At 65.2% G+C, this 25,347-nt stretch carries 30 protein-coding genes; 20 read left to right on the top strand and 10 right to left on the bottom strand.

Annotated elements, in window-relative coordinates; genetic code table 11:
- Positions 1–60: 60 nt before the first annotated feature.
- From ACVDHE_RS13330 to ACVDHE_RS13295, 8 genes are all read right to left on the bottom strand, one after another.
- Positions 61–903, bottom strand: a complete 843-nt coding sequence (locus tag ACVDHE_RS13330) for a sugar phosphate isomerase/epimerase family protein (RefSeq protein ID WP_458884833.1) — start codon at positions 901–903, stop codon at positions 61–63.
- Positions 904–952: 49 nt separating this feature from the next.
- Positions 953–1,798, bottom strand: coding sequence for a sugar phosphate isomerase/epimerase family protein (locus tag ACVDHE_RS13325; RefSeq protein WP_418725737.1), 846 nt, complete (start codon positions 1,796–1,798; stop codon positions 953–955).
- 27 nt (positions 1,799–1,825) lie between these two features.
- Entirely contained in the window at positions 1,826–2,923 is a 1,098-nt protein-coding gene (locus tag ACVDHE_RS13320) for a zinc-binding dehydrogenase (protein ID WP_418725736.1), read from the bottom strand.
- 19 nt (positions 2,924–2,942) lie between these two features.
- A complete protein-coding gene (locus ACVDHE_RS13315) occupies positions 2,943–3,734 on the bottom strand; it encodes an SDR family NAD(P)-dependent oxidoreductase (protein WP_325227693.1) in 792 nt (263 codons plus the stop codon).
- Positions 3,735–3,801: 67 nt separating this feature from the next.
- A complete protein-coding gene (locus ACVDHE_RS13310) occupies positions 3,802–4,323 on the bottom strand; it encodes a VOC family protein (protein ID WP_418725735.1) in 522 nt (173 codons plus the stop codon).
- Positions 4,324–4,545: 222 nt separating this feature from the next.
- Positions 4,546–5,847, bottom strand: coding sequence for a TRAP transporter large permease (locus ACVDHE_RS13305; protein WP_418725734.1), 1,302 nt, complete (start codon positions 5,845–5,847; stop codon positions 4,546–4,548).
- The gene (locus ACVDHE_RS13300; RefSeq protein WP_458886183.1) at positions 5,847–6,407 is read right to left on the bottom strand and encodes a TRAP transporter small permease; all 561 of its coding nucleotides are present in this window, start codon (positions 6,405–6,407) and stop codon (positions 5,847–5,849) included. The genes ACVDHE_RS13305 and ACVDHE_RS13300 overlap by 1 nt, the downstream gene beginning before the upstream one ends.
- An 80-nt stretch (positions 6,408–6,487) precedes the next feature.
- A complete protein-coding gene (locus tag ACVDHE_RS13295) occupies positions 6,488–7,561 on the bottom strand; it encodes a TRAP transporter substrate-binding protein (RefSeq protein WP_458884832.1) in 1,074 nt (357 codons plus the stop codon).
- 467 nt (positions 7,562–8,028) lie between these two features.
- Here ACVDHE_RS13295 and ACVDHE_RS13290 point away from each other — a divergent pair, with 467 nt between their 5' ends.
- The 5 genes from ACVDHE_RS13290 (at position 8,029) to ACVDHE_RS13270 (ending at position 11,912) form a co-directional block, all read left to right on the top strand.
- Positions 8,029–9,009 (top strand): thiamine pyrophosphate-dependent dehydrogenase E1 component subunit alpha, encoded by a 981-nt coding sequence (locus ACVDHE_RS13290; RefSeq protein ID WP_213038477.1) that lies wholly within the window; start codon positions 8,029–8,031, stop codon positions 9,007–9,009.
- Positions 9,010–9,025: 16 nt separating this feature from the next.
- The gene (locus tag ACVDHE_RS13285; protein WP_213038476.1) at positions 9,026–10,018 is read left to right on the top strand and encodes an alpha-ketoacid dehydrogenase subunit beta; all 993 of its coding nucleotides are present in this window, start codon (positions 9,026–9,028) and stop codon (positions 10,016–10,018) included.
- Between the two features lie 67 nt (positions 10,019–10,085).
- Positions 10,086–10,349, top strand: a complete 264-nt coding sequence (locus ACVDHE_RS13280) for a biotin/lipoyl-containing protein (protein ID WP_213038475.1) — start codon at positions 10,086–10,088, stop codon at positions 10,347–10,349.
- 16 nt (positions 10,350–10,365) lie between these two features.
- Entirely contained in the window at positions 10,366–11,064 is a 699-nt protein-coding gene (locus tag ACVDHE_RS13275) for a 2-oxo acid dehydrogenase subunit E2 (protein WP_418725730.1), read from the top strand.
- A 68-nt stretch (positions 11,065–11,132) separates the two neighbouring features.
- On the top strand, positions 11,133–11,912 hold the full coding sequence (locus ACVDHE_RS13270) for an N-acyl homoserine lactonase family protein (protein ID WP_458884831.1): 780 nt from the start codon (positions 11,133–11,135) through the stop codon (positions 11,910–11,912).
- Between the two features lie 99 nt (positions 11,913–12,011).
- Here ACVDHE_RS13270 and ACVDHE_RS13265 read toward each other — a convergent pair whose 3' ends face one another.
- A complete protein-coding gene (locus tag ACVDHE_RS13265; RefSeq protein ID WP_418725729.1) occupies positions 12,012–12,911 on the bottom strand; it encodes a LysR family transcriptional regulator in 900 nt (299 codons plus the stop codon).
- A 270-nt stretch (positions 12,912–13,181) separates the two neighbouring features.
- A complete protein-coding gene (locus ACVDHE_RS13260; protein WP_458884830.1) occupies positions 13,182–14,060 on the bottom strand; it encodes an MBL fold metallo-hydrolase in 879 nt (292 codons plus the stop codon).
- Between the two features lie 135 nt (positions 14,061–14,195).
- Here ACVDHE_RS13260 and ACVDHE_RS13255 point away from each other — a divergent pair, with 135 nt between their 5' ends.
- The 15 genes from ACVDHE_RS13255 to ACVDHE_RS13185 all read left to right on the top strand — a co-directional run bounded on the left by ACVDHE_RS13255 (position 14,196) and on the right by ACVDHE_RS13185 (position 25,328).
- Positions 14,196–15,110, top strand: a complete 915-nt coding sequence (locus ACVDHE_RS13255; RefSeq protein ID WP_325227709.1) for a stage III sporulation protein AA — start codon at positions 14,196–14,198, stop codon at positions 15,108–15,110.
- Positions 15,104–15,586, top strand: a complete 483-nt coding sequence (locus tag ACVDHE_RS13250; protein WP_458884829.1) for a stage III sporulation protein AB — start codon at positions 15,104–15,106, stop codon at positions 15,584–15,586. The genes ACVDHE_RS13255 and ACVDHE_RS13250 overlap by 7 nt, the downstream gene beginning before the upstream one ends.
- 11 nt (positions 15,587–15,597) lie before the next feature.
- On the top strand, positions 15,598–15,792 hold the full coding sequence (gene spoIIIAC, locus ACVDHE_RS13245; RefSeq protein WP_213038468.1) for a stage III sporulation protein AC: 195 nt from the start codon (positions 15,598–15,600) through the stop codon (positions 15,790–15,792).
- A 2-nt stretch (positions 15,793–15,794) separates the two neighbouring features.
- Entirely contained in the window at positions 15,795–16,184 is a 390-nt protein-coding gene (locus ACVDHE_RS13240) for a SpoIIIAC/SpoIIIAD family protein (protein WP_325227713.1), read from the top strand.
- Positions 16,181–17,254, top strand: coding sequence for a stage III sporulation protein AE (locus ACVDHE_RS13235; RefSeq protein ID WP_213038466.1), 1,074 nt, complete (start codon positions 16,181–16,183; stop codon positions 17,252–17,254). The genes ACVDHE_RS13240 and ACVDHE_RS13235 overlap by 4 nt, the downstream gene beginning before the upstream one ends.
- On the top strand, positions 17,251–17,736 hold the full coding sequence (locus ACVDHE_RS13230) for a stage III sporulation protein AF (RefSeq protein WP_325227716.1): 486 nt from the start codon (positions 17,251–17,253) through the stop codon (positions 17,734–17,736). The genes ACVDHE_RS13235 and ACVDHE_RS13230 overlap by 4 nt, the downstream gene beginning before the upstream one ends.
- A complete protein-coding gene (locus tag ACVDHE_RS13225) occupies positions 17,726–18,223 on the top strand; it encodes a stage III sporulation protein AG (protein ID WP_458884828.1) in 498 nt (165 codons plus the stop codon). The genes ACVDHE_RS13230 and ACVDHE_RS13225 overlap by 11 nt, the downstream gene beginning before the upstream one ends.
- A gap of 23 nt (positions 18,224–18,246) precedes the next feature.
- Positions 18,247–18,813: a SpoIIIAH-like family protein gene (locus ACVDHE_RS13220; RefSeq protein ID WP_213038463.1), complete on the top strand. Its 567-nt coding sequence runs from the start codon at positions 18,247–18,249 to the stop codon at positions 18,811–18,813.
- 90 nt (positions 18,814–18,903) lie between these two features.
- Positions 18,904–19,281 carry an Asp23/Gls24 family envelope stress response protein gene (locus ACVDHE_RS13215; protein WP_213038462.1) on the top strand — a complete coding sequence of 126 codons (378 nt, stop codon included), beginning with the start codon at positions 18,904–18,906 and terminating at the stop codon, positions 19,279–19,281.
- Positions 19,282–19,327: 46 nt separating this feature from the next.
- Complete coding sequence (nusB, locus tag ACVDHE_RS13210; protein ID WP_458884827.1) at positions 19,328–19,777, top strand: transcription antitermination factor NusB; 450 nt, start codon at positions 19,328–19,330, stop codon at positions 19,775–19,777.
- A gap of 78 nt (positions 19,778–19,855) precedes the next feature.
- Positions 19,856–21,073 carry an exodeoxyribonuclease VII large subunit gene (xseA, locus tag ACVDHE_RS13205; protein WP_458884826.1) on the top strand — a complete coding sequence of 406 codons (1,218 nt, stop codon included), beginning with the start codon at positions 19,856–19,858 and terminating at the stop codon, positions 21,071–21,073.
- On the top strand, positions 21,070–21,303 hold the full coding sequence (xseB, locus tag ACVDHE_RS13200) for an exodeoxyribonuclease VII small subunit (RefSeq protein WP_458884825.1): 234 nt from the start codon (positions 21,070–21,072) through the stop codon (positions 21,301–21,303). Before xseA ends, xseB begins: the two co-directional genes overlap by 4 nt.
- Before the next feature lie 2 nt (positions 21,304–21,305).
- Positions 21,306–22,190, top strand: a complete 885-nt coding sequence (locus ACVDHE_RS13195; protein ID WP_458884824.1) for a polyprenyl synthetase family protein — start codon at positions 21,306–21,308, stop codon at positions 22,188–22,190.
- 1,309 nt (positions 22,191–23,499) lie between these two features.
- The gene (locus ACVDHE_RS13190) at positions 23,500–23,973 is read left to right on the top strand and encodes a sigma-70 family RNA polymerase sigma factor (protein ID WP_213038458.1); all 474 of its coding nucleotides are present in this window, start codon (positions 23,500–23,502) and stop codon (positions 23,971–23,973) included.
- Complete coding sequence (locus ACVDHE_RS13185) at positions 23,970–25,328, top strand: DUF4179 domain-containing protein (RefSeq protein ID WP_458884823.1); 1,359 nt, start codon at positions 23,970–23,972, stop codon at positions 25,326–25,328. The genes ACVDHE_RS13190 and ACVDHE_RS13185 overlap by 4 nt, the downstream gene beginning before the upstream one ends.
- Positions 25,329–25,347 lie beyond the last annotated feature (19 nt).

The following is a 25,347-nucleotide window of genomic DNA, read 5'->3' as shown; positions in this document are numbered from 1 at the left end:
GCGGCGGCGCCGTGCCCTTCACCGCCGCGGCGAAGGCAGGGGACTGCCTCCGGAGAACGGTCAGCTGAGATAGGCCCTGCGCAGCGCGGCCACGTCGCTCTTGCCCAGGGCGATGTAGTCCTGTCCCGCGAAGCCGTCCAGATACACCACGCTCTTGGCGAAGATCCAGCCGTCGTAGCCGATGTCCCGAACGGCCCGGGCGGCCTCCTCCAGCCTGGAGTCCCCCTGGCCCAGAGGTGCGGCCAGGTCGCTCCGGGCGGTGATGTAGCCGTAGCGGTTCATGCGGCTGTCCTTCATCTGGATCAGGCCGATCCGCTCCCGGCCCAGGGAGGTGATGACCTGGGCCGGATCACCGGTGCCGTAGCGCAGGATGTCGCTGGTGTCCACGCAGGCCCTGAGGCCGTGGCCCACGCTGTCGAGAAAATCGCACAGCCGCGTCAGGGTCATATCCGTCTCGATCAGCAGCCGGACTCCGGCCTCCTCACAGATGCGGGCGTAGGCCTTGTAGTTTTCCAGGACGTTGCGCTTGTCGTCGCCGTCGAACATCCCCGTGGTCTCGATCTTGACGAAGGGGATCCTCATGGCCGCGCAGATCTCCGCGGCCCTGGAAACGCTCAGCCGGCCCAGCTCGCCCTCCGGGGAGCCGGGGCTGAAATGCTCATAGCGCTGCTTGGGGTGGTTCATCTGGAGCAGCTGGTAGCCCTGGATCGTCACGCCGTACTGCTGGGCCGCCTCCAGGTACATCTCCTGGATCCGCTTTTGCAGAAGGGGGAAGTTGCGCTTGGCGCCGCCCAGGTCGCAGATGCAGACGCCGTCGTATCCGGCGGCGCCGGCCAGCTCAAAGGCGGCCGGTCCGATCACCGGATAGCAAAAATCGTATGTGCCGAATTTATATCCGCTCATTTCCGCTTCCTTTCTCGGTTCGTATCAGGCTGTGTGCCGGAAGGGGCGTTCAGTCCTCGCCGAAGGCGGCTTTCAGCGTCTCCACGTCCCGCTTGGCGGAGGAGACGTAGTCCATGCCGTTTTCGTTCATGTTGCGGCGGTTGTAGAAGGTCTCGGAGATGATCCAGCCCTCGTAGCCGATGTCCTTGATGGCCTGGACGGACTCCTTGAAGAACGTCCCGCCCTGGCCCAGCAGCACGATGGGAGCCGTCTCCTTGGTGACGAAGCCCTCGGCGTCGGGCTGGGACTCCTTCATGTGGAAGTGGTCGATGCGGTCCTTGCCCAGGGCCCGGATCATGTCGGGGGGATAGCCGGTGCCGTACATGACGGGGTTGTGGGTGTCGAAGCACAGCTTCAGCTTCCCGTCGAACTGATCCAGGAACTTGAAGTGGTTTTCCAGGGTGACGTCCGTCTCCATGGCGATCTGGACGCCGTAGTCCCCGGCCACCTTCACGGCGTACTTGTACATATCCAGCACGTGCTGGTGCTGGGCGGCGCCGTACATGCGCATGCCCTCGATCATGACGGTGGGAATGTGCATCTCGGAGGCGGCGATGATGCCGTTTTTGATGCTCTCCATGCACTCCTGCCCCTCCGGGGAGCTCTGGCTGTACCGGATGAAGTTCTGGCGGACCAGGGTGTAGAGGTGGATGGACTGGAGCTGGATGCCATATTTGGCGGAGGCCTCCAGATAGCAGTCCTGGACCCGCTTGTTGTTCAGGGGATAGGCGTTGGTGGAGCCGCCGGCGTCCGCCAGCTGCATCCCCGTATAGCCCGCCTCGTGGGCCATCTGCAAGGCCAGGGGACCCCAGCAGGGGAAGCTGAACTCACAGACGCCGAATTGAAATCTGCCCATGGTATTTCCTCCTTGTCAAATCAGCGCTCACAATTCCGGCGTGACCACCGCGCGGATGACCTTGCGGTCGGCCACCATCTGCATGCCCTCCTCCAGCTGGTCCAGGGTGTAGGTGCCGGTGGAGAACTCGTCGAAGGGGTACTTGTGCTGGAACTTGTCCAGGAACAGCAGGGACTTATGCAGATACTCCGGCAGATATCGGGCCACGCCGGTGACCGTCAGGCTCTTGCGGGTGATATAGCCGGGGGAGAGGGTGGCCTTGGCGGAGAAGACGTTGGTGCCGATGATGACGTACCGGCCCATGGGGGCCAGGTGGTGGAAGCCCTCCTCCACGGCGGCGGCCACGCCGGTGACCTCCACGGCCACGTCCGCGCCGCGGCCGCCGGTCAGCTCCCGCACGGCTCTCTCCCGGTCGGCCAGCTCCGGCAGGTCCGTCATGTTGATGACGTGGTCCGCGCCGAAGCGCTTGGCCATCTCCAGCCGGTCGGCCACGCTGTCGATGACGATGGTGGTGGCGCCAGCCTCCCTGGCGATGGCGGCGGCGTAAAGGCCCATGCTGCCGGCGCCCTGGATCAGCAGCGTCTCTCCGGCGGCCAGACCCACGTGCTCCAGACCGTAGTAGATCTGGGAGAACCGGCAGTTGGCGCCGGCGGCCAGGGAGTCGGGCAGGGTGTCGGGCACCTTGTAGAAGTGCTGCTTGGGATGGATGTAGTAGTGGGTGGCGAAGGTGCCGGAGAAGTAGGGGAAGTCCTCCGGGGACTGGCCCAGGTGGATGTAGGCGTTCTCACACTGGTCATACCGGCCCATCTTGCAGGCCCGGCACTCGCCGCAGGTGATGTAGTAGGCCGCCACGATCCGGTCGCCCACCTGGATGGGCTGTCCGGCGTAGTCGGTGGTCACGCCCTCGCCCAGCCGCTCGATGCGGCCCACGAACTCATGGCCCTGGCAGGTCTTTTCCCCGCCCACACCCAGGGACACGCCGCTTTTCCAGTTCTTCACATCGGAGCCGCAGATGTTGCTGCTCAGCACCCGGGCCAAAAGAGCGCCGGGACCCGGCTCAGGGAGCTCGTGGCTCACGAAGCCCACCTTGCCGTCTTTTCCGAAATACGCGATCTTTCCAGTCATATTTTCGCTCCTCCCGTGGTCATTTGCGCTGCATGGAGGCCGTCTGGGCCGCCTGCATGGCGCGGGTGCCGCTGTATCCGCCGTCCACGGAGAGTACCTGAGCGGTGATCTGGCTGGCGCCGTCGGACACCAGGAACAGACAGGCGTTGGCGATGTCCTGGGCCACGGTGATGCGCTGGGTGGGGGTGATGGCCAGGAAGTTCTCGTCGATGGAGGCGGGGACGTGGCCGTTGTTGTTGGTGCGGGTGAAGCCCGGAGCCACGCAGTTGACGTTGATGCCGTAGGGCCCCATCTCCAGGGCCAGGGCCCGGGTGAAGGCCATGATGCCGGCCTTGGTGGCGGAGTAGATGGTGGAGTTGCGCTCACCCTGGAGAGCGGCGGTGGAGGAGATGTTGACGATGCGTCCGCCGGCGCCCTGGGCCACCATCTGGGCTGCCACGGCCTGGGTCATGAAATAGGTGCCCTTCAGGTTGAGGTTGATGGAGCGGTCAAAGCCCTCCATGGTGGTCTCCAGGAAGGACGTCTTGCAGCCCCAGCCGGCGTTGTTGATGAGAATGTCCACCTTGGAATAGGCGTTCAGCGTCTCCCGCAGGACCGCCGTCCGGCCCTCCTCCGTGGTCAGATCCGCCGCCACCGGCAAAACGGTGCCGCCCTGGGCGGCGATCTCCGCCGCGGCCTTCTCGGCCGCGGTGCGGTCCGTGCCCACCATCACCACGCGGGCGCCCTGGGCGGCCAGCGTGCTGGAGATGGCGTATCCGATGCCCTTGGTGCCGCCGGAGACGATGGCGACCTTGCCTTCAAGTTGTTTCATGGTATCCTCCTTCTGTATCCTGCGGCGGTCAACGCCGCCGTCTTGTTTGTCGGACGGGGACCGGCGCTCAGACGGGCTTTCCGCCCCGGTCCCTGTAATAGGCCTCCGCCATAGGGCCCACCACCATCTCGCCGACCTCCGCGATGAAGCCGAACTGGCTGCGCAGGTCATAGAACGAGTAGCCCTTGTCCCGCATCTTGGCGCTGTGGAGCACCGGGACGCCCAGCTGCTCCATGTTCTCCACCAGACGCTCCCGGTTTTCAAACTTCACGTTGATGTGGTGGATGCCCTCGCCGTGCTCCAGCAGCCAGTCGGAGAAGGGGTCCCCGCCGGCCTGATTGAGGGGCTCGATGTACTCGAAGTCGATCCCGCCGAAGCTCAGGCGGATGGTCTTGATGTAGAACTCCGCGGGCTTGCCCAGGTACTGGTTGTCGTGGAAGATCCCCTGCTCCGTCATGGTGCGGGTGTCCTTGGCCACGATGCTGTCCTCGTCGAAGTCAAACCACTGTTTCAGGGCCCGGACCTTCTCCTCCGCGTCCCGGACCACCATACCTACCTGAAAGACCACTTCCGGTTTTGCTTTTTCCATGATCTCCGTCCTTTCCGTCTGTTCAAGCGCCCTGCGGGCGCCGCATTTTCTTACTTGGAATTATAGCCCCAACCGTGGGAATTTGTATAATAGCTCTCGCTTTGCCGCCGCCATTCCCGCCGGTTATACCTCCGGCCCGGCGGCGGAGAAAAGGACCGGGCCCGGCGCCGATGGGGCGTCAGACCCGGTCTTTTGGAAGGGAACGTCCTGATGGACCGGACCTCAGTTGAACAGGCTGGGCATCCAGGTGGACAGCCCGGGGATGAAGCACATCAGCAGCAGCACGATGATGCAGCAGAAGAGATACGGCCAGATGTAGTGGATCACGTCCACGAACTTGACGTTTTTCAGCTTGGTGGTCACGAACACGTTGATGCAGAACGGGGGAGAGATGGCACCCACGCACAGGTTCACCAGGATGATGCCGGCCAGCTGCACCTGGTCGATGCCGTAGGCATCGGCGATGGGGGTCAGCAGCGGGACGAACAGCAAAATGGCGGCGTTGCTGTCGATGAACATGCCGCAGATCAGGAAGATCACGTTCACGATCAGCATGAACACGATGGGGGACTCGATGTGGGTGGTCATCCAGGTGACCAGCTCCTGGGACACGCCGGAGAAGGCGATGGCCTTGCAGGCGATGTTGGCGGTGGTCATGATGAAGAGGATGATGCCCGTGAGGCTGATGGTGAACTTCATCATGTCCTTGACGTTGCCGCTGACGGCCTCGGGCCGGACCCGCTTGCGGATCACATAGTACACAAGGCCGTACAGCGCGGAGATGGCGCCGGCCTCGGTGGCGGTGAATACGCCGCTGTAAATGCCGCCGAAGATGACGACCGGCATCATCAGCGCCCAGAAGGCGTTCTTGGTGCTCACGCCGATGTTTTTGACGTAGGCGCCGGCGTGGAAGGGCTCGGTGACCTTCGGCTCCACCTTGCGGCGGTGGAAGAAGTTCACCACAGAGTACATAATGGCGATGAGGATGCCCGGCAGCAGGGTGGACATCCAGGCGTCGGCGATGCTGATGTTGGAGGCGGTGGCATAGACGATGCCCGTCATGCTGGGGGGGATCAGCACGCCCAGGAACCCGGCGGAGGCCATCAGCGCGGCCTGGTAGGCGGGCTCATAGCCCCGCTTGTCCATCTCCGGGAACACGATCTTGCTGATGGAGGCGATGGTGGCCTGGGTGGAGCCGGTCAGGGCGCCGAAGGCGGCGCAGGCGAACACGGCCACGGTGCCGGTGCTGGCCCGGAAGCGGCCCACAAAGGAGTCCACGAAGGCGAAAATGCTCCGGGAGATGCCGGAGTACTCCATCACCGCGCCGGCGAACAGGAAGAAGGGGATGGCCAGCAGGGAGAAGTTGTTGGTGCCGTAGAAGGCGGACTGGGCCATGGAGGTGGTGGAGAAGCCGTAGATCAGGAAGGCGCCCACGCCGCCCAGGCCGATGGAAAAGCCCACGGGCATCCGGAACAGGAGGGAGGTGCCAAGGAAAATCACCAGAAATACAAGCAAGACTTCCATTAGTTCTCCTCCTTTTTAGCGGTGTCCTCCTGCTGCTGCCCCTCCCAGTACTTCTTGGGCAGGATGGCATAGCAGAGGCTGTGGACCAAGATCAGGACGCCGCCGATCAGCACCAGGCTCATGGGGACCCACATGTCGCAGGGCAGGGTGGAAGAGGGCGTGCCCGTCTCATACATTTTAATGACAAAAATGGTGTAGAAATACAGAAATACCAGCAAAAACGCCAGGGACAAAATCTGGGAGATCCGGTCGGCCACCGCCAGGATCTTCTCCGGATTTTTGGACCGCTTCTGGACCACGGTGCTGATGATATCGATGTTGAGGTGATCGTTGTGGGAGGAGGCAAAGGCTGCGCCCATCCAGCCCAGCAGGATCAGAAAATACCGCGCCAGCTCATCGGCCCAGGGGGTGGGGATGTGGAAGATGAAGCGTGCGGAGATGAACACGACGCACACAATGATCAGCAGCCACAGGGTGATGATGGAGAGGATCTCCTCGATCTTTCCGAACACCCGGTTGAGTTTATAGACAAACTCATACAGCTTGTTGTCAAATTTCATTTGATTCACAGGGAACCTGCCTTTCTCTCAAGGGGGGGTGCTGACGGAAAGCGGCTCCATCAGCACCCCGGTCAGATTGCTCAGTCCGCAGGATAGAACTCCTCGAAGATCCGCTCCATAGCCACGGGATCGAACTTGTCGCGGTACTCCTCCCAGATCTGATAGCCGATCTCCTGCATCTCGGCCTTCATCTCATCGCTGATGTCGATGACCTCGATGTCGGGATTGTTTCTGCACTCCTCGACCCAGGTGTCGTTGACCTCGCGGTAGGTGTCGCGGATGTACTGGGCGGCCTCCTCGGCGGCGGTGTAGATGATCTCACGCTGGGCGTCGGACAGGGAGGCGGTGAAATCGCCGTTGGCGACCCAGAAGTTGTTGCCGTACATATCCCAGGTCAGGGTGATCCAGTCGATGACCTCCTCCAGCTTGAACAGCTCGGAGGCGGGGATGTTGTTCTGGACGGCGTCCATGGTGCCCTGCTGCAGGCCGGTGTACATGTCGATGCCGCTGACGGGCATGGCGCCCAGGGCCTCGATGTAGTCGTGGTGGAACTGCACGTCGGGGATCCGGATGATCTTGCCCGCGAAGTCGTCCATGGTGCGGATGGGTTCGCCGGTGCCCATGTAGACCTTCAGGCCGAACTCACCCGGGCAGATCAGGTCCACACCGTGCTCGGCGGCGACTTCCTTGTGGCGCTCGAACATCCAGCCGTTGTTGTAGTACTCGTCCACTTCCTCATAGGAGGTCAGAAGACCCGGCAGGCAGATCCAGGACATGCCCACGTCGGGGACCAGCCAGTCCAGACCGTCGATGGAGAACACGCCCATGTCGATGTCGCCCATCAGCAGCAGCTGGGTGGCCTCGCGCTCGGCGCCCAGGGTGCCGGCGGGAGTGATGTTGCAGGTGATCTTGCCGCCGGACAGCTCGGACACCTTGTCGGCAAAGATGGTGTAGGAGGTGTCGGTGACCTCGCCGGCCACGGGGTTATAGAGGTTGATGGTCAGTTCTTCCACCTCGGCGGCAGCGCCGTCGTCCGTGGTCTCGGCGGCGGCGCCGTCGTCGGTCTGCTCGGTTTCGCCGCTGTCGGAAGATCCGCAGGCAGCCAGGGACAGTGCCATTGCAAGGGCCAGGATCAACGCATACAATCTTTTCATAAGTTCCTCCTAAAATCGCATATTTTGCACATTTGCATTGTGTTCCAGACGTCTTGGCATAGTCAAATTGTAGCAAATATTCGCGTAATTTCAAATTTCAAAAAGTTATTGCGGCACATTCCAAAAAATCATGTATTTTTCCATCAACATTATCGAGGCATTTAGAGACACACATCTGGTTCAGTGAACTTTCGACAAAAAATTAACAGAGTTAACAGCTTCTTGACGCCGCCCTTTCAGCAGATCCGATCCGCTTTCACAGCGCAGGCGGCGGCGCTGCCGGCGGCTTATGCTTTTCTGGAATACAGCGGTATAAAAGCTGTGTATTTGAAAAAACCAAAAACTTGGCATACCATGAAATCCAAAGGGACGCACAGGGTCTCTCCGCATTTGTGCGGCCCTGTGTGCTTGATGCGTGCGTCTGCGGCGGGAACGACCCCGCAGGCGGAACGGAGAAGGAGGTATGGATGCCGATGGAAGAATTCGGCACAGCGCTGCAGCTGAAATTTTATGAGAATATGTACAAAAGCCGCCGCTTCGACGAGCGGCTGTGGGATGCGTACACCAGCGGAAAACCCCTGGGCATGACGCATCTGGGCATCGGGGAGGAGGCCTGCGGCACGGGGTCCATGATGGCCTTCCGGCCGGGGGACATCGTCTGTCCCCACCATCGGTCCCACGCCCATCAGATCTCCCGGGGCTGCGATCTCAAGACGCTTTTGTCTGAGACTCTGCTCAAATCCACCGGCACCTGCAAGGGCAAGGCCGGCGAGCCCCACTTTGTCGATGTGTCCAAGAATCTCTACGTGCTGGGCGGCACCCTGGGCCCCTGCTACACCGTGCCCGTGGGCTTTGCCTATCACCTCAAGCACGAGGGCAAGGGCAACATCGCCGTGGCCTATACCGGCGACGGCTCCGCCTGCGAGGGCGCCTTCCACGAGGGACTGAACATGGCGGCGGCCTTCAAGCTGCCCATGCTGGTCATCATCCAGAACAACTTCTTCGCCATCTCCGAGGACTTCCGGAAGATGACGGGCCTGGACCATCTCAGCACCCGGGCCAAGGGCTACGGCATCCCCGGCGTCACCGTGGAAAACGGCAACGACGTGGAGGCGGTCTATTCCGCCACCATGGAGGCGGCGGAATACGTCCGCAGCGGGAAGGGACCCATGATCCTGGAGCTGATGACCTGGCGCCAGATGGGCCACGCCCCCAACGAATCCGGCGTGAAGTACAAGGACCCGGCGGAGCAGGCCTTCTGGATGGCCCGGGATCCCCTGAAGGTCTATCCGGAGAAGCTCCGGACGGAATACGGGATCCGGGACGAACAGCTCAAAGAGATCCAGGACGCCGTGGAGCGGGAGCTGGACGAGGCCTGGGCCTTCGCGGAAGCGGCGCCTTACTCCGAACCCGAGGTCGCCCTTCAGGGAATCTACGCGGGCTGCTGAAGTGGAGGAGAGCAAGATGGAACAGACCAAGAAAATGACGTATATGCAGGCCATCCGCCTGGCGCTGGACGAGGAGATGGCCCGGGACGAGAAAGTGGTCATGATGGGCCAGGACATCGGCATCCTGGGCGGCGCCTACGGTGTGACCGGCGACCTCTATAAGAAGTACGGTCCCGACCGGGTGATCGACGCGCCGCTGTCGGAGAACGCCATCGTGGGCTGGGGCCTGGGCGCCGCCATGTACGGCTGGCGGCCCATCATGGACATCATGAAGATGGACTTCAGCATGGTGGCCCTGGACATCATCTGCAACCACCTGGCCAAGTACCGGTACATGTCCGGCGGCCAGATCAAGCAGATCCCCGGCGTGGTGCGCACCGCCATCGGCGGCGGCACCCGCAGCGGCCCCCATCACAGCCAGTCCATCTACCACCTGTTCGCCGGCTTCCCGGGACTGAAGGTGGTCTGCGCCTCCTGTCCGGAGGACGCCAAGGGCCTTCTCAAGGCGGCCATCCGGGACAACGACCCCGTGTTTTTCTGTGAGGAGACCGCCGCTTACCGCCTCAAGGGCGAGGTCCCTCTGGACCCCGACTACCTGGTGCCCATCGGCAAGAGCCGCAAGGTCTGCGAGGGCGACGCCATCACGGTGGTGGGCTTCGGCACCGCCATTTTGAAGGCCACCAGGGCCGCCGAGCTGCTGCGGGAAGAGGGGATCCACATCGATCTGATCGACCTGCGGTCCCTGCGGCCCCTGGATCTGGACCCGGTGGTGGAGTCCGTGAAGCGGACCGGCCGGCTGCTGATCGTGGACGAGTTCACGGAGACCTTCGGCATCACCGGCGAGATCGCCTTCCAGGTCACCCAGAAGGCCTTCTCCTATCTGAAGGAGCCCGCCCAGCGCTACACGCTGCCGGACACCATCATCCCCGCCGCCCCCACCATGGAGGACTTCGTCATGCTCTCTCCCGAGAAGATCGCGGAGCGGGTAAAGGCGTGCATCCACGCCTGAGCGGCGCGGCGGAGGCCCCTGATACATCTGACAATTCACAAAACAAAAAGAAAAGGAGATTTTCATTATGGCAAGAGTCGTTGTAATGCCCAAGATGGGCGAGGCTATGGAAGAGGGTCAGGTGACCCAGTGGCTGTTCAAGGAGGGCGACAAGGTGGAGAAGAACCAGCCCCTGTTTGAGCTGATGACCGACAAGACCACCATGGAGTTCCCCTGCCCGGAGGACGGCACGCTGCTGAAGATCCTGGTGGAGTGCGACGAGGACTATCCCTGCGGCACCCCCATCGCCATCATCGGCCAGCCCGGCGAGGACATCTCCGGCCTGGTCTGAGGCGGGAGGCTGAGCGATGCTGCAAGTATCTGAGGAGATCGCCTACAAGGGCGTGCGCAAGATGATCGGCAAGCGGATGGAGATCAGCGGCGCGTATCCCATGACCTATCAGGGCATGTACGTGGACGTGACGGATCTGCTGGCCTTCCGCAAGCAGCTCAACGCAGAAAAGGGCTGCGGCCTGACGGTGAACGACTTCATCATCAAGGCCGTCAGCATCGCCCTTCAGCGCACCCCCATCATGAACTCGGCCTTCAACGAGGACATGACCAAGATCAACGTTTACAGCTCCTGCAATATCAGCGTCATGACCGCCTCCGACCACGGTCTGGTGGCCCCGGTCATCAAGGACGCCCAGTCCAAGGACCTCTACCAGATCTCCGCGGAGATGAAGCAGATGGTGGAGAAGGCCAACGCCGGCAAGCTGATGCCCGACGACTACTCCGAGGGCACCTTCGGCATCACCAACCTGGGCAAGCTGAACTCCTTTGACTCCGTGCCCCTGCCGCAGCCGCCCCAGCCCGCCATCATGGCCGCCTGCACCGCCAAGAAGATGCCGGTGGTCATCGAGCGGGACGGGGAGGACGTGATCGCCGTGCGGATGATGATGAAGCTGGTCATCGGCGGCGACCACCGGATCCTGGACGGCGTGCCCCTGGCCGCCTTCCTCAACGACATGAAGCTGCTGCTGGAAGATCCGAAAGCGCTGGCCTGAACAGGCCCAAGGTCCCCGGAAACTGTGGTTTTCGGGGACCTTTTGAAACCACGAAAGGGGGAGAACCCATGAAGCTCTATGTGCTGGACCTGGGGAAAATTGTCATGAAGGGGGCCAATCCCGTTCTGGATGAGCCGGACGCGGAGGCCGCCATCCCCATCCACTCCTTTTTGCTGGATACGCCGGAGGGCTGTATCCTCTTTGACGCCGGCTGCCACCCCAAGGCCATGGAGGGCGCCTGGCCGCCGGAGCTGTGTGGCAACCCGTATGTGACCGGCCCCGGCGAGAACCTGCCGGACCAGCTGGCCCGGATCGGAGTGGACCCCGGCCGGATAACCAAGGTTGTGCTTTCCCACCTGCATCTGGACCACGCCGGCGGCGTCCACCTGTTCCCCCAGGCCGACGTTTACGTCCACCAGCGGGAGCTGGAGCAGGTGATGTCCGACGCCGCGGCGGGCACGCTGGACCTGTTCCACGTCCAGTGCGACGTGGACAGCTGGAAGGCCGCCGGGACCCGCTGGGTGCCGGTGTCCGCGGACGCGGGGGAGACGCCCCTGTGTCCCGGCGTGACCATTCTGAACCTGGGCCCGGGCCATTCCTTCGGAATGCTGGGATTGTCCGTGGAACTGGACTGCGGCACCTTTTTGCTGGTGGCCGACGCCGCCTACTGCCGGGAACACTTCGGCCCGCCGGCAAAGCTCTCCGGCGCGGTGGTGGACCAGGAGGGCTACTTTGCCGCCATGGAGTACCTGCGCCGGTACGCCGCAGAACACCATGCCCAGATCCTCTTCGGCCACGACATGGAGCAGTTCCGCACGCTGAAAAAGCCGCCGGAATATTACGCCTGATCCAGCGTAAAATCAAGTTTCCCGCTGGAAATACTTGACTTTGGCGGCAGAAAAATGAGAGCCGGCGTCGGCCGGCTCTCATTGCGTTACCGGGGGGAGTCACACGGTAAAGGGGTGATCGCCCATCTGCTCCATAACAAAGCTGATGAAGCAGTTGACGCTGCGGGAGATGTAGCTGTCGTGCTTGGTGACGAGGCCCAGCTCCGTGGAGCTCATGGGATCCTTCACCTCCAGCAGGCGGATGTCCGGGAAGGAGAACCGCCGGAACACGGACAGCGGAAGGAAGGCGATGCCGAAATTCCGCCGCACCATCTGGACCACGAAGTCCCACTGGGAGGACAGCAGCACGATGTTGGGCTCAAAGCCCGCCTGATGGCAGGCGGAGATGATGTCGTGATGGGTGGCGAAGTCCCGGCCCAGCAGGACGAAGGACTCGTCCTTCAGCTCCGCCAGGGAGACGATCTTCCGGTCGGCCAGGGGGTGGTTCTCGCTGACCGCCAGGCAGGAGGTGTCCCGGATGAAGGGCACATAGTCGAAATTCTGGGTCTGGACCGGTCCCACCACGCAGCCCACATCCAGCGTTCCGGCCTCCACGCCCGCCAGGATCCGGTTGGCGCCCCGCTCCTCGATGTGGAGCTTGATGCCGGGGTATTCCTTGGCAAATTTGGCGATCAGATCGCAGAAATAGCACGTCCCGGCCACCGGGGGGAAGCCGAAGAACACCTGTCCCTTGTAGATGGCCTTGCCCGGAGGCGCGGTCTCCATCAGGCCCTCGTACTCGCTGACCACCCGGACGGCCTTTTCATAAAAGGCCATGCCCAGATCCGTCAGATTCTGGCGCTTTTGGAAGGTGTAGAAAAACTCGAAGCCCATCTCCTCCTCCAGCTTGTGGATGACCTTGCTGAGGGCGGGCTGGGAGATATACAGTTTTCTGGCGGCCACGGAGTAATTTCCGTCCTTTGCCACCTGGATGAAATATTTCAGCTCCCGAATATCCATTGTCTCTCTGCTCCCTGAAATCCCTGCTTCTGACAAGCGGCGTCACGCCGCTGTTTCTATTATCATCAACCCCGCGGAGATTGTCAAGCAAAAAACAAACTTTTTGCCGCATTGCCGGAACTTGCAAAAAACTGGAAAATCCTTGGAAATTCGCAAGGTTTTATGAGAATTCTACGCGCAAAAAAACAGGAAAAACAAAACGGAGGACCCCCCCCCCCGGGGCCCTCCGTTTTCTGCTTCTGCGCGCTTGCCAAACCTGCTGCGCCAGTCTCACACCGCCCGCCACAGCAGGCGGTTGTCATCAAATTCCGCCGCCGCGGCGCCCCGGTCCAGCAGGTAGGCCAGGTACGAGCGCACGGTGCTGCCCACCAGCACGTACTGGTTGAAGTCCATGGTCAGCTGATAGCGGGCGAACACGCCCTGCAAGATCTCCTCGAACATCTTCGGCTCCCGGCACAGCTCCAGGATCACCCCGGCGATCTCCAGCACCTTGGCCCGGTTCAGCTCCGCCAGGGGGCGGATGTCCTCCGCCGCCTCGGCGTGGGCGGGGACGAAGAGGCGGCCCTCCAGCTGGCACACCCTGTCCAGGGTCTCCAGATACGCCGCCACGTCGTAGATGAAGTTCACGTGGTACTTTTCCACGATGTTGGCCCCGGAGAGGCAGTCCGCCAGAAACCACACCCCGTCCGCCGTGCCGAAGCCGCACATGTCGAAGAAGTGGCCCGGCAGGGCCAGCTGTGTCAATCCCTGGGGGAGGTTCTCCGCCGTCAGTGGTTCGCACCGGCTGGGCTGGGAGAGGAGGAACTTGTTGCGCAGGGGCTTGGGGGGATAGCCGCCGTAGAGGAAGGCGGGCTCCAGGATGGGATACGTGGTGACGGCGGCGTCGATGCCCGGGGCGTAGGCCGGGGCATGGAGGCGCTGCTGGAGCAGGGCGTTGCCGCCGTTGTGGTCGGCGTTGGCGTGGGTGTTGAGGATGCAGGAGAGGGTCCAGCCCTGGGCCTCCAGGGTCTTTTGCACCTTGCGGCCCGCGTCCTTGTCGCCGCCGCTGTCGATCAGCACCGCCGACTTCCCGTCCGGCACCCACAGGCCCATCTTGGCGGGACACTGGATGTAATAGGTGTGTTCCGCCGCCTGGATCAGTTCGTACATAAGCGCGCCTCCCATCATTTTTTCCCAGCGTAGCACAGCCGCCGCCAAATTACAACGGCCCGGGGCGAAAAATCCCAGGCATAAGCGGGGACAACCTCTCATACAGTGGACTAACCAAAGAAAGGGGGGTCACCCTTGCAGAAGGACAAGAACATTCTGCGCTATGAAGAGGCGGCCCAGTTCCTGCCGGCCCGGCTGCGCAAGGCCGCCCTGGCGCTGCCGGAGCAGCGCAGGGCCGAGGCGGAGGAGTTCCGGCTCCGGGCCGGGCGGCCCATGTCGGTGCTGCTGCCGGCGGGGGAGCTGGCGCTGGACGAGGCCGTGGAGCCGGAGGATCTGGAGACGCTGTGCGACCTGGCAACAGAGTTTTCCCGCTACGCCGCGGCGGAGACCATCCGGGACGGCTACCTGCCCGTCCGGGGCGGGTTCCGGGTGGGCCTTTGCGGCACGGCGGTGATAAAGGGCGGCGTGAACACGAACCTGCGGGAGCTCTCATCGGCGGTGATCCGCATTGCCCGGGAGAAGCGGGGCATTGCAGAGCCCCTGGCCCCCCGGCTGTTCCGGGAGGGCGTGTTTTGCAGCACGCTGCTGCTCTCGCCTCCGGGCGGGGGCAAGACCACCTTGCTGCGGGATCTGGTGCGGTGCCTCTCCGCCGGGGTCGGGGGCGTGCCGCCCCAGCGGGTGTCATTGATCGACGAGCGGGGCGAGGTGGGCGTCTGCTGGCGGGGCGCGCCCCAGATGGACCTGGGCCCCCGGACCGACGTGCTGGACGCGTGCCCCAAGGCCGTGGGCATCCCCATGGTGCTGCGGGCCATGAACCCCCAGGTCATCGCCCTGGACGAGATCACGGTCCGGGCGGACCTGGAGGCGGCGGCCATGGCCGCCGGGTGCGGCGTGGGGCTGCTGGCCACCATCCACGCCGGGAGTATGGAGGAGCTGCGGGAAAAGCCCCTGTACGCCCGGCTCCTGGCGGACCGGGTGTTCCGCCTGGCGGTGTGGATCCGCCGGGAGGGGGCCGTCCGGCGCTACGAGGTGGAGGAGCTGCCATGGTGAGGATACTGGGCGGGCTGCTGGTGGCCGGGGCCGCCCTGGGAGGCTGGCTGCGGCAGCGGGCGGAGCGCCGCCGGAGGATGGACACGCTGTGGGCGCTCTCGTCGGGCCTTTCCCGCATGGCGGAGGCCGTCCGCCTGGAGCGGACGCCTCTGCCCCGCCTTTTGGAGCGGCTGGGCCGGGAGAGCGATTTTTTCCGCCGTCTGGGGCGGGCCCTGGCGGCGGGGGAGGGGGCGGAGGCGGCCTGGCGGCGTCTTGCGCAGGACCTGCCCCTGCCGCCGGAGGACCGGGAGGCCCTGGCGGAGGCCGCCTCCGGCCTCTCCGGTGACGAGGCGCAGGTCTGCCGGACCCTGACGGCGGCGGCGGAGCGGCTGGAGCGGAGCCTGGAGGCGGAGCGGGCGGCCAGCATGGAGCGGGAGAAGCGGTCGGCTGCGCTGTGGCTCTCCGCCGGGGCGCTGCTGGTGATCTTACTGATTTGAGGGCTGAGAACATGGATGTGGATTTGATTTTCAAGATCGCCGCCATCGGGATCCTGGTGGCGGTGCTCAACCAGCTGCTGATCCGCTCCGGGCGGGAGGAACAGGGGCTGATGGTGGTGCTGGCGGGTCTGGTGGTGGTGCTGATGATGATGGTCCGGGAGATCAGCGACCTGTTCGACCTCATCAAGACCCTGTTCGACTTTTAGCCATGGAGACGGCGGTGCAGGCGGCGGGGCTGTGCGTGATCGGGGCGGTGCTGGCCCTGGTGGTCCGCCGGGGCAGTCCGGAGACGGCGCTGCTGCTGGCCCTGGCGGCCACGGCGGCGGTGATCGCCCTGGTGGTGCCGGCCCTGGGGGAGCTGTGGGCGTTCCTGCGGCAGCTGGAGGCGTACAGCGGGGTGTCCACGGAGCTGTTCGCCCCGCTGTACAAGACGGCGGCCATCGCCCTGGTGGTCCGGGCGGGGGGCGGCCTCTGCCGGGACGCCGGGGAGTCGGCCCTGGCGGCGGTGCTGGAGACGGCGGGCACCGTGTGCGCGCTGCTGGCGGCGCTGCCGCTGATGAGAGCGGTGCTGGATTTGTTGGTGGAGCTGATGCGATGAAAACCGTACTGATGTGTCTGGCGGCGGTGGTGGTGCTGACGGTGTCCGCCCGGGCCGCGGAGGTGCCGGAGGACCTGGTCCGCTCCGCCCCGGAGGCGGCGGAGGAGCTGCTCTCGGACGCGGACCTGACCGCGGGCGGCCTCACCGGCGCCCTGGCCTCGCTGGTCCAGTCCCTGGGAGACCAGGCGGGGGCCGTGGTGCGCCAGCGCCTGCGGGGCGCGGCGGCCATTTTGCTGGTGGTGGTGCTGTGCGGCGCGGCGGAGGGGTTCTTCCTGGGCAGCGGCATGAAGGCACCCCTCTTTCTTCCCATGGCGGGGGCGCTGTCTGTGACAGTGGCGGCGGCGGGAAGCCTGGATACCCTCATGGGCCTGGGGGCGGCCACCATCGACGACCTCTCGGCCTTCTCCCAGACCCTGCTGCCCACCCTGGCCGCCGCGGCCGCCGCCAGCGGCGCCGTCACCACCGCCACGGTCCAGCAGGTGGCCACGGTGTTCTTCGTGGACCTGCTGATCCGGCTGATCGACCGGGTGTGCCTGCCGCTGGTGTATCTCTACATCGGCGTGGTGACGGCAGCGGCCTGCCTGCCGGAAAACCGGCTGGGGGCCCTGGCGGAGGGGGTGAAGAAGGTGGTGACGTGGCTGCTGACCGGAGCGGTCCTGGCCTTCACGGCGTATCTGTCCGTGGTCCGGGTCATCACCGGCTCCGCCGACGCGGTGACGGTGAAGATGGCCAAGGCCGCCATCTCCGGCGTGGTGCCGGTGGTGGGCGGCATCATCTCCGACGCCTCGGAGACGGTGCTGGCCGGGGCGGGGATGCTGAAAAACACCATCGGCATCTTCGGCACCCTGGCGATCCTGGCCGCCTGCGCCTATCCCTTTTTGCAGCTGGGGGTCCAGTACCTCCTCTACAAGCTCACGGCCTTTCTGGCCGGGGCGGTGGGCGCCCCGGGCCTTTGCAAGCTGATCGACGGCCTGGGCGGCGCCTTCGGACTGATTTTGGGCATGACCGGCAGCTGCGCCCTTTTGCTGCTGGTGTCGGTCCTGGCCACGGTGGGGGCGGTGACGCCATGATGGAGGCACTGGGACGGTGGCTGCTGGCGGTGTCCGCCGCGGCGCTGCTGGTGTCGGTGGTGCAGGCCCTGATCCCGGAGGGAGGACTGCGGCGGACGGCCACCTTCATCGGGGGGCTGCTGCTCCTGGCGGTGCTGCTGCGGCCGGCGGCGGAACTGGACCTGAGCGGCCTCTCCGCCGGCCTTTCGGACTGGACGGAGCAGGTGGAGCAGCGTCAATCGGAGCTGGAGGCCGCCCAGTCCGACGCCCTGGCGGCGGGCATAGCGGAGCGGACCGCGGCATATATATCGGACAAAGGGGCCGCCCTGGGGCTGGCGGTGACGGCGCGGGTAGAGACGGAGAACAGCCCGGACGGCATCCCCGTCCCCTCCGCCGTGGAACTGACGGGCCCCCGGTCGGCGGAGCTCTCGGCGTACATCGCGGAGGAACTGGGTATCCCGCCGGAGCGGCAGATTTGGAAGGAACAGGACGATGAAACTTGAAGGAGCGAAAAAACTATGGGACAAGTACAAATTCGTGGCGCTGGTGGCCCTGGCGGGGGCGGTGCTGCTGCTGTGGCCGGAGGGCGGCGGCTCCTCCGCCGGGGCGGAAAGCGCCTCCGGCCAGCCGTGCCTGGAGACCCGGGACCTGGAGGGGGAGATGGAGGACATCCTCTCCAAGATCAGCGGCGTGGGCCGGGTGCAGGTGCTGCTGACGGCGGAGAGCGACGGCGGGCGGCTTCTGGCGGAGGACGTGGAGGAGTCCTGGCAGGACTCCGCGCTCACCTCCCGTTCCGGCGAGACGGTGGTGGTGGACGACGGCCAGGGCCAGACGCCGATCGTGAAGCAGACCTGGTATCCCACCTACCGGGGCGCCCTGGTGGTGTGCCAGGGCGGGGACCAGGCGGCGGTGCGCCTGGCGGTGACGGAGGCGGTGACGGCGCTGACGGGTCTTTCCGCGGACCGCGTCACCGTGGCAAAATGGCAGTGATCATCTGGAGGAGGAGAGGACCCATGAGAGGAAACTGGAAACGAAACGCAGTGCTTTTGACCATGGCGGTGCTGGTGTGCGCCGCCGCGGCGCTGAACTGGAAGTATTCCGCCCAGGAGGGGGCCGACGCGGCGGAGAGCGCCGAGGCCGGCACCAAGATCCTGGGGGAGGCGGCGCTGGTCTCCGGCGGCGAGGGGGCCGAGGGGACCGGGGACGAGACGGCGGTCTACACCGGCGGGGACTACTTCGCCTCCGCCCGGCTCACCCGCCAGCAGGCCCGGGACAACGCCATCTCCCTTTTGCAGGAGGCGGCGGCCCAGGAGGGGGCCGCTGAGACCGCGGCCACCGAGGCCTCCGAGGGCATCCAGGTCCTGGCCTCCTACACCCTGACCGAGGCCCAGATCGAAAACCTGGTCACCGCCAAGGGCTACGCCGACTGCGTTGCCTTCATGGGGGAGGACGGCATCAGCGTGGTGGTGTCCACGGACACCGGGGAGCTGACCGAGGCGGACGTTGCCAAGGTGGTGGACATCGCCGTCAGTGAGAGCGGCTATCCCGCCAGCGCCGTGAAAGTCATGGCAGCAAATTAGCAGTTGTAATTTTGCCGGAGGCATGGTAGAATATTGATTCGGAAAACATCCCTCTTACAAAGGATACCAAAGGGTAAGGAGAATCATACGATGGGCGAGAGCAGAGAGTATATGACGCTGCCGGAGGAGAACGGGAGCATCAACATTTCCGAGGAGGTCATCGCCGCCATCGCCGTGGGCGCCGTCCGGGACGTGGAGGGCGTGTCCGGCATGATGACCAATCTGGGCGGCAGCGTCACCGACCTGGTGAACAACAAGCGCAACGCCCAGAAGGGCGCCAAGGGCGTGAAGATCGACATGACCGGCACGGCCCTGACGCTGGACGTGTACCTCACCGTCCAGTACGGCCATCCCATTCCCGAGGTGGCGGAGAACGCCCAGAAGGCCGTCATCAACGCCGTGGAGGCCATGACCGGCTGCTCCGTGGGCGCCGTCAACGTCCATGTGGGCGCCGTGACCCTGGCCTGAGAGCCCCCTTTTCACCAAACGACACAGAGAAACGAGAGTAAGATTTATGGTACGGAACACCGCGCGGGAGATCGCCGTTCATCTTTCCTATGAGCTCAGCTTCACCGACAAGACGGTGGAGGATCTGCTGGACCAGCGCCTGACGGCAGAGGCCTTCGAGACCCTCTCCGCCGAGGACGCCCTCTACCAGGAGATGCCCAACGCCAAGCAGGCGGACTATATCCGCCGCCTGGTCCGGGGCGTGGCGGAGCACGGGCCGGAGCTGGACGGCTATATCGCCAAATACGCCAAGGGCTGGAACTTCGCCCGGATCCCCCTGGTGGCCTCCGCCATCATGCGGGTGGCCATGTACGAGATCCTCTACATGCCGGAGATCCCCAACGGCGCCGCCATCAACGAGGCCGTGGAGATCGCCAAGAAGTACGAGACGCCGGAGACGGTGAAGTTCATCAACGGCATCCTGGGCACCTTCGTGCGGCAGGAGATCACGGAATAACACCATGCACGGCAGAGCGGGAGCGGTAGCAGCCGCCGCCCGCTCTGCGCTTTTTTTCAGTGCGGAAGGAGGGAAGCGGTGGAACAGCACGTATTTTCCGTCTCGGAGCTCAACCATCTGGTCAAGGGCCTGCTGGACGCGGCGCCGCCCCTGCGGGAGGTGTTCGTCCGGGGGGAGCTGTCCAACTACAAGATCTATCCCTCCGGCCACCACTACTTCACGCTGAAGGACCCGGAGGGGGCCCTGCGGTGCGTCATGTTCAAGGGGTCCGCCCTGCGATTGCGGTTCCGGCCGGAGAACGGCATGCAGGTCATCGCCCGGGGCCGGGTCAGCGTGTTCCCCCGGGACGGGGCCTACCAGCTCTACTGCGACGCCCTGACGGCCGAGGGAGCCGGGGACCTGGCGGTGGCCTTCGAGCAGCTCAAGGCCCGGCTCTACGCCGAGGGCCTGTTCGACCCCGCCCACAAAAAGCCCCTGCCGCCCTATCCGGAGCGCATCGCCGTCGTCACCTCCGCCGCCGGCGCGGCGGTCCACGACATGATCCGCATTCTGCGGCGGCGGTATCCCATCGCCAAGGTCATCCTGCTGCCGGTCCGGGTCCAGGGGGCCGAGGCCCCGCCGGAGATCGCCGGGGCCATCCGGTACGCCGATAAGTGGAAGATCGGCGACGTCATCATCACCGGCCGTGGCGGCGGGTCCATGGAGGACCTGTGGGCCTTCAACGACGAGCGGGTGGCCCGGGCCATCTACGCCTGCGAGACCCCGGTCATCTCCGCCGTGGGCCACGAGCCGGACGTGACCATCGCCGACTTCGTGGCGGACGCCCGGGCCTCCACCCCCTCCAACGCGGCGGAGATCGCCGTGCCGGACCAGGGGGAGCTGCTGCGGTGGCTCCGGGGCGCCGGGGACCGCATGGCCCAGGCGGAGGGCGCCCGGCTGACGGCGGCGCGCCGGCATCTGGAGGACCTGGCATCCAAGCGGGTCCTCCGGGACCAGAGCGCCTACGTCCAGGACAAGCGCATGGAGCTCCTCCACCTCCAGCAGCGGCTGGGGGACCTGGCGTCGGCGCAGATCGCCCGCAAGCGCCAGCGCTTCGCCGCCCTGGCGGCGGCCCTGGACGCCATGAGCCCCCTGGCGGTGCTGGGCCGGGGCTACGCCGTGGCCCGGGGCGCCGAGGGAACGATCCTGCGCTCCTGCCGGGACGTGTCGGCGGGGGACCGGGTGGACATCACACTGGGAGAGGGCGGCTTCACCGCCGTGGTGGACAGGCCCTATGAGAAGGAGGAACGGCCATGAGCGCCAAGAAGCAGACCTTTGAGCAGCAGATCGCCCGGCTGGAGGAGATCGTGGCTGCCCTGGAGAAGGGGGACGCCCAGCTGGCGGACTCCCTGGCCCTCTTTGCCGAGGGCACGAAACTGATCGCCGCCTGCACCCAGGAGCTGGACAAGGCGGAGCAGCAGGTGGTCAAGCTCATGAAGGGCGCCGACGGCGCCCCCGTGGAGCTGCCCTTTGAAGAGGAGGCGTAACGATGATGGACAAGCAGGCATTTCAGGCGCAGTTCGACGAATACCGCCGGGAGGTGGAGGGCGCGCTCAAGGCCCTCTTTACGGACAAGGACCCCTGGGGGGACCTCTATGAGTCCATGCGGTACAGCCTCCTGGCCGGGGGCAAGCGCATCCGGCCGGTGATGGTGCTGGCCTTCGCCCGGGCGGCGGGGCTGGCGGACTGGCGCAGGGCCCTGCCCGCCGCCTGCGCCGTGGAGCTGGTCCACACCTACTCCCTGATCCACGACGACCTGCCCTGCATGGACGACGACGACCTGCGCCGGGGCAAGCCCACCAACCACAAGGTCTACGGCGGGACCCTGGCCGTCCTGGCGGGAGATGCCCTCCAGCCGGAGGCCTTCCGCCTGCTGCTGACCGCCCCGGACCTGGACGCGGAGCGCCGCTGCGCCTGCGCCCTGTCCCTGGCCCAGGCTGCCGGCGCCGCCGGCATGGTGGCCGGGCAGGTGCTGGACACTCTCCATGCTCCCCGGACCCGGGAGGAGATCACCCAGGTCCACAACCTCAAGACCGGCGCCATGATCGCCGGGGCCTGCCGCATCGGCGTCCAGGCTGCCGGGGGAGACGGGGACCTGCTGGCCGCGGCGGAGGTCTACGGACGGGAGCTGGGCCTGGCCTTCCAGATCCGGGACGATCTGCTGGACGTGGTGGGCAACGAGATGGACTTCGGCAAGCCCATTGGCTCTGACGCCGAGGAGGGCAAGGTCACCTTCGCCAACCTTCTGACGCCGAAAGGCTGCCAGAAGGAGGTGGCTGCCTGCACGGAGCGGGCGGTGGCCGCCGTGGCGCCCTGGGACGGCGACGGGTTTTTGACTGCCCTGGCGGAGGCCCTGGCGGGGCGGGAGCGCTGACATCGGGGCCCGCCCCGGCGGGCGGAGGCGGGAGGTCCCGTGGGGATCCGCCCTCCGGGGGCGCGGGGGTCCTGCGGGGATCCGCCCCCCCCATTTTCTCTTTTTGCCAAAAAGAGAACCCTCCAGAGGGGCTTCTCTTGCCCCTTCGGGGCAATTCACCTTCCGGGCCGCGGCCGGTCCAAAAGAGAAAAACGCTATAACGAAAGGGCGGCCCATCCGGGTCGCCCTTTCGTGAGTGCGGGGTCGCGCGAAGCGGTCTGGCGGGCGTCGATGGCCCCGTCGTCCCTGCGCCGGACCGATCCCGCGAAGAGCCCGGTCTCCGCATAACGACTGCGGTGGGGAGACGGGGCGGGAAACGAATGGACCAGCGCCGCTTTCCGCTGCCGCTCACCTGGCGTTTGATGGAGGCTGGCAGCACGCTGCGGCAGGTCATGGGTTCCGCCTGCCGATACCGGTGCCTCGCAGCTGACCGCCCCATTTTGCCGTAGGGGCGGATTTCTATATCCGCCCGCCGCTCAGGCTCTCGCCTGACTCCAGGCCAGCGGCAGCGGGAAGAGGAGCAGACCAAGTCGGCAAGCACCCTCATCCCTCCGCCGCACGCTCCACACGGCAGCAAAAACCTTCGACCGTCAGGGAAAGAGCAAGGCCGGCGGGACCGCCGGGCCAGCGCGTAGCAAAGCGGAACGCGCGGAAAGAGGAGCAGAGGCAAGTGCGATTTTTCACCCCGTCCCTCCGCCGCAGTCGTTATGCGGGGACCAGGCTCTTCGCCCGCCAGGGTAAGGCGCAGGGTCGACGGGGCCATCGACGCCCGCCGGACCGCTTCGCACGACCCCCGTATTCCGACAAAACGCCCCAGCCGGGGCGTTTTGCCGCCCCGGCGGTTTTCTTTTGACTGGCGCAGCGTGAAGAAAACTTGCCGGGGGCAAGTTTTTAGCGCAGCCCCGGCCGAACTTATTTCGGCCGGGGGGAACCACGCTGGTGCTGTAAATGGGGGCGGGTCCTCTGCGGGTATCCCGCGGCCTCCCGCCGGGCAATGGCAGCGCTCACGATACGCCACCGCCCCCGGCCCCCTCATCCACCCCAGCGTGCGCGCCGTCCACCTTCCTCCAAGGGGAGGAAGGCTCTCCTGTGAGGGCCTAAAGAGACATTTCCGTCAGAGGAGAAGGCTGATCCCGGTCTGTCCGGCAGGGAGGGCCAAGAAGCAAGAGACCGCCCCCCGGCGGCACCGCAAAAAAATCGCTCTTCCGGAAAACAAATGCCGCCGCCCGCGGCTCTAATGGGTACAAAGAGCAAGAAAGGAGGATCGCCCATGGATCAGATGGAATTCGCCGCCCGGGTGGAGGCCCTGCGGCAGCGGCTTTACCGCACCGCCTATCTGTATCTGGGCGGCGAGGCCGACGCCCTGGAGGCCGTGGACGAGGCGGTGTACCAGGCTCTGCGGGCCCTGAAAAAGCTCCGGGAGCCGGAGCATTTCGACACCTGGCTCACCCGCATCCTCATCAACACCTGCCACCGGGAGCTGCGCCGCCGCACTCGCCTGGCCGGAGAGGAGGCCCTGCCGGACACCGCCGGGCCCGACGATTACGATGCACTGCCTCTGAAGGAGGCCGTGGGCCGTCTGCCGGAGCAGCTGCGGACCGTGGTGATCCTTCGCTACTTCAGCGGATACACACAGGCCGAGACGGCAGCCGCCCTGGGCATCCCTCAGGGGACCGTGGCCACCCGGCAGCGCCGGGCCCTGGCGCTGCTGCGGCTGGAACTGGGAGAGGAGGACAGACCATGAACCGAAACGCGGAGTACACGGCCCTGCTGGCGGAGCTGGAGCAGATCCCTCCAGCCCTGGAATATACGGTGCAGAGGGCACTGGCAAGGAATCAAACTTCACAGAGAAAGCGGCGGCTCCTGGGGATTCCGCTGGGCAGTCTGGCGGTCTGTTTCACAGCGTTTGTGCTGCTGGTCAATCTGTTCCCACCCTTTGCGGCCGCCTGCGGGCGCATCCCGCTGCTGCGGGACCTGGCCCAGGCGGTGTCCTGGTCGCCCAGTCTGTCTGCCGCTGTGGAGAACGAGTACGTCCAGCCCATCGGCCTCTCCCGGACCGAAAACGGCATCACCGCCACCGTTCAGCACGTCATCGTGGACCAGAAGCAGGTGAACATCTTCTTCACCCTGGAGGGAGAGGGATACGAGAGCCTCTCCGCCGAGATGCCTGAGTTCTTCCCTGTCCAGAAGTGCGGCATCCTGGGGTCCGACTTCCGCCGGGCGCCGGGGACGCTGCTGCGCTTCTCCCTGGACTACGTGGACGGGGATGTGCCGGATGGGTTCACCATAACCTTCGCCGTTACCGGCGAGCGGGCGGAAGGGGAGGAGACCCCCGCCGCACCGGACCGGGCCTACGAGGACGAGCTGCTCTCTCCGGCCCCGGAGGGGGAGGCGGAGATCCTGGCGGAATTCACCTTCGACCTGACTTTCGATCCCCAGTTCACCGCCAAGGGGGAGCGGATCCCCGTGGACCGGGCCTTTGAGCTGGACGGCCAGACCTTCACCCTGACGGAGGCGGAGGTATATCCCACCCACGTCCGGATCAACGTGGTGGGGGACGAGGCCAACACCGCCTGGCTCAAGGGGCTGGACTTCTACCTGGAAAACGAGGACGGGGAGCGGTTCGACGCGGTCTCCAGCGGCATCACCGCCAGCGGCGACACAGACAGCCCCGCCATGGTGTCCTACCGCCTGGAGAGCAGCTGGTTCAGCGGCAGCGACCACCTGACGGTCCATATCACCGGCGCCAGATGGCTGGACAAGGACCGCCAGCGGGTATACGTGGACCTGGCGCAGGGAACGGCGCTCTGGCTGCCGGAGGGGGTGGAGCTGACCTCTGCCCAGCTGCGGCCGGACGGCTGGCTGCTGGACTTCCGGCTGGACGGCGCCCTGATGAGCAGCCCCTTTGCCATGACCTTCTATGACGCGGAGGGAACGGCATGGGAGATGGGGCAGATGGGCATGACGGTCTCCGACGATGATCAGGACGGCTTTTTGACGCTGCCTCTGCCCGGCTACCGGGAAGATGAGGTCTGGCTGGAAGCCTATTACTCTCACGCCTCAGCGCTGGAGGCCCCGGTGAGCATCCTCATCAAGTGAGCCTGCATGCAAAGGAGCC

The organism is Dysosmobacter sp. Phy, from assembly GCF_054476235.1.
The sequence above is the reverse complement of the archived record's forward strand: the minus strand, read 5'-3'. Positions and strand labels throughout refer to the sequence as shown.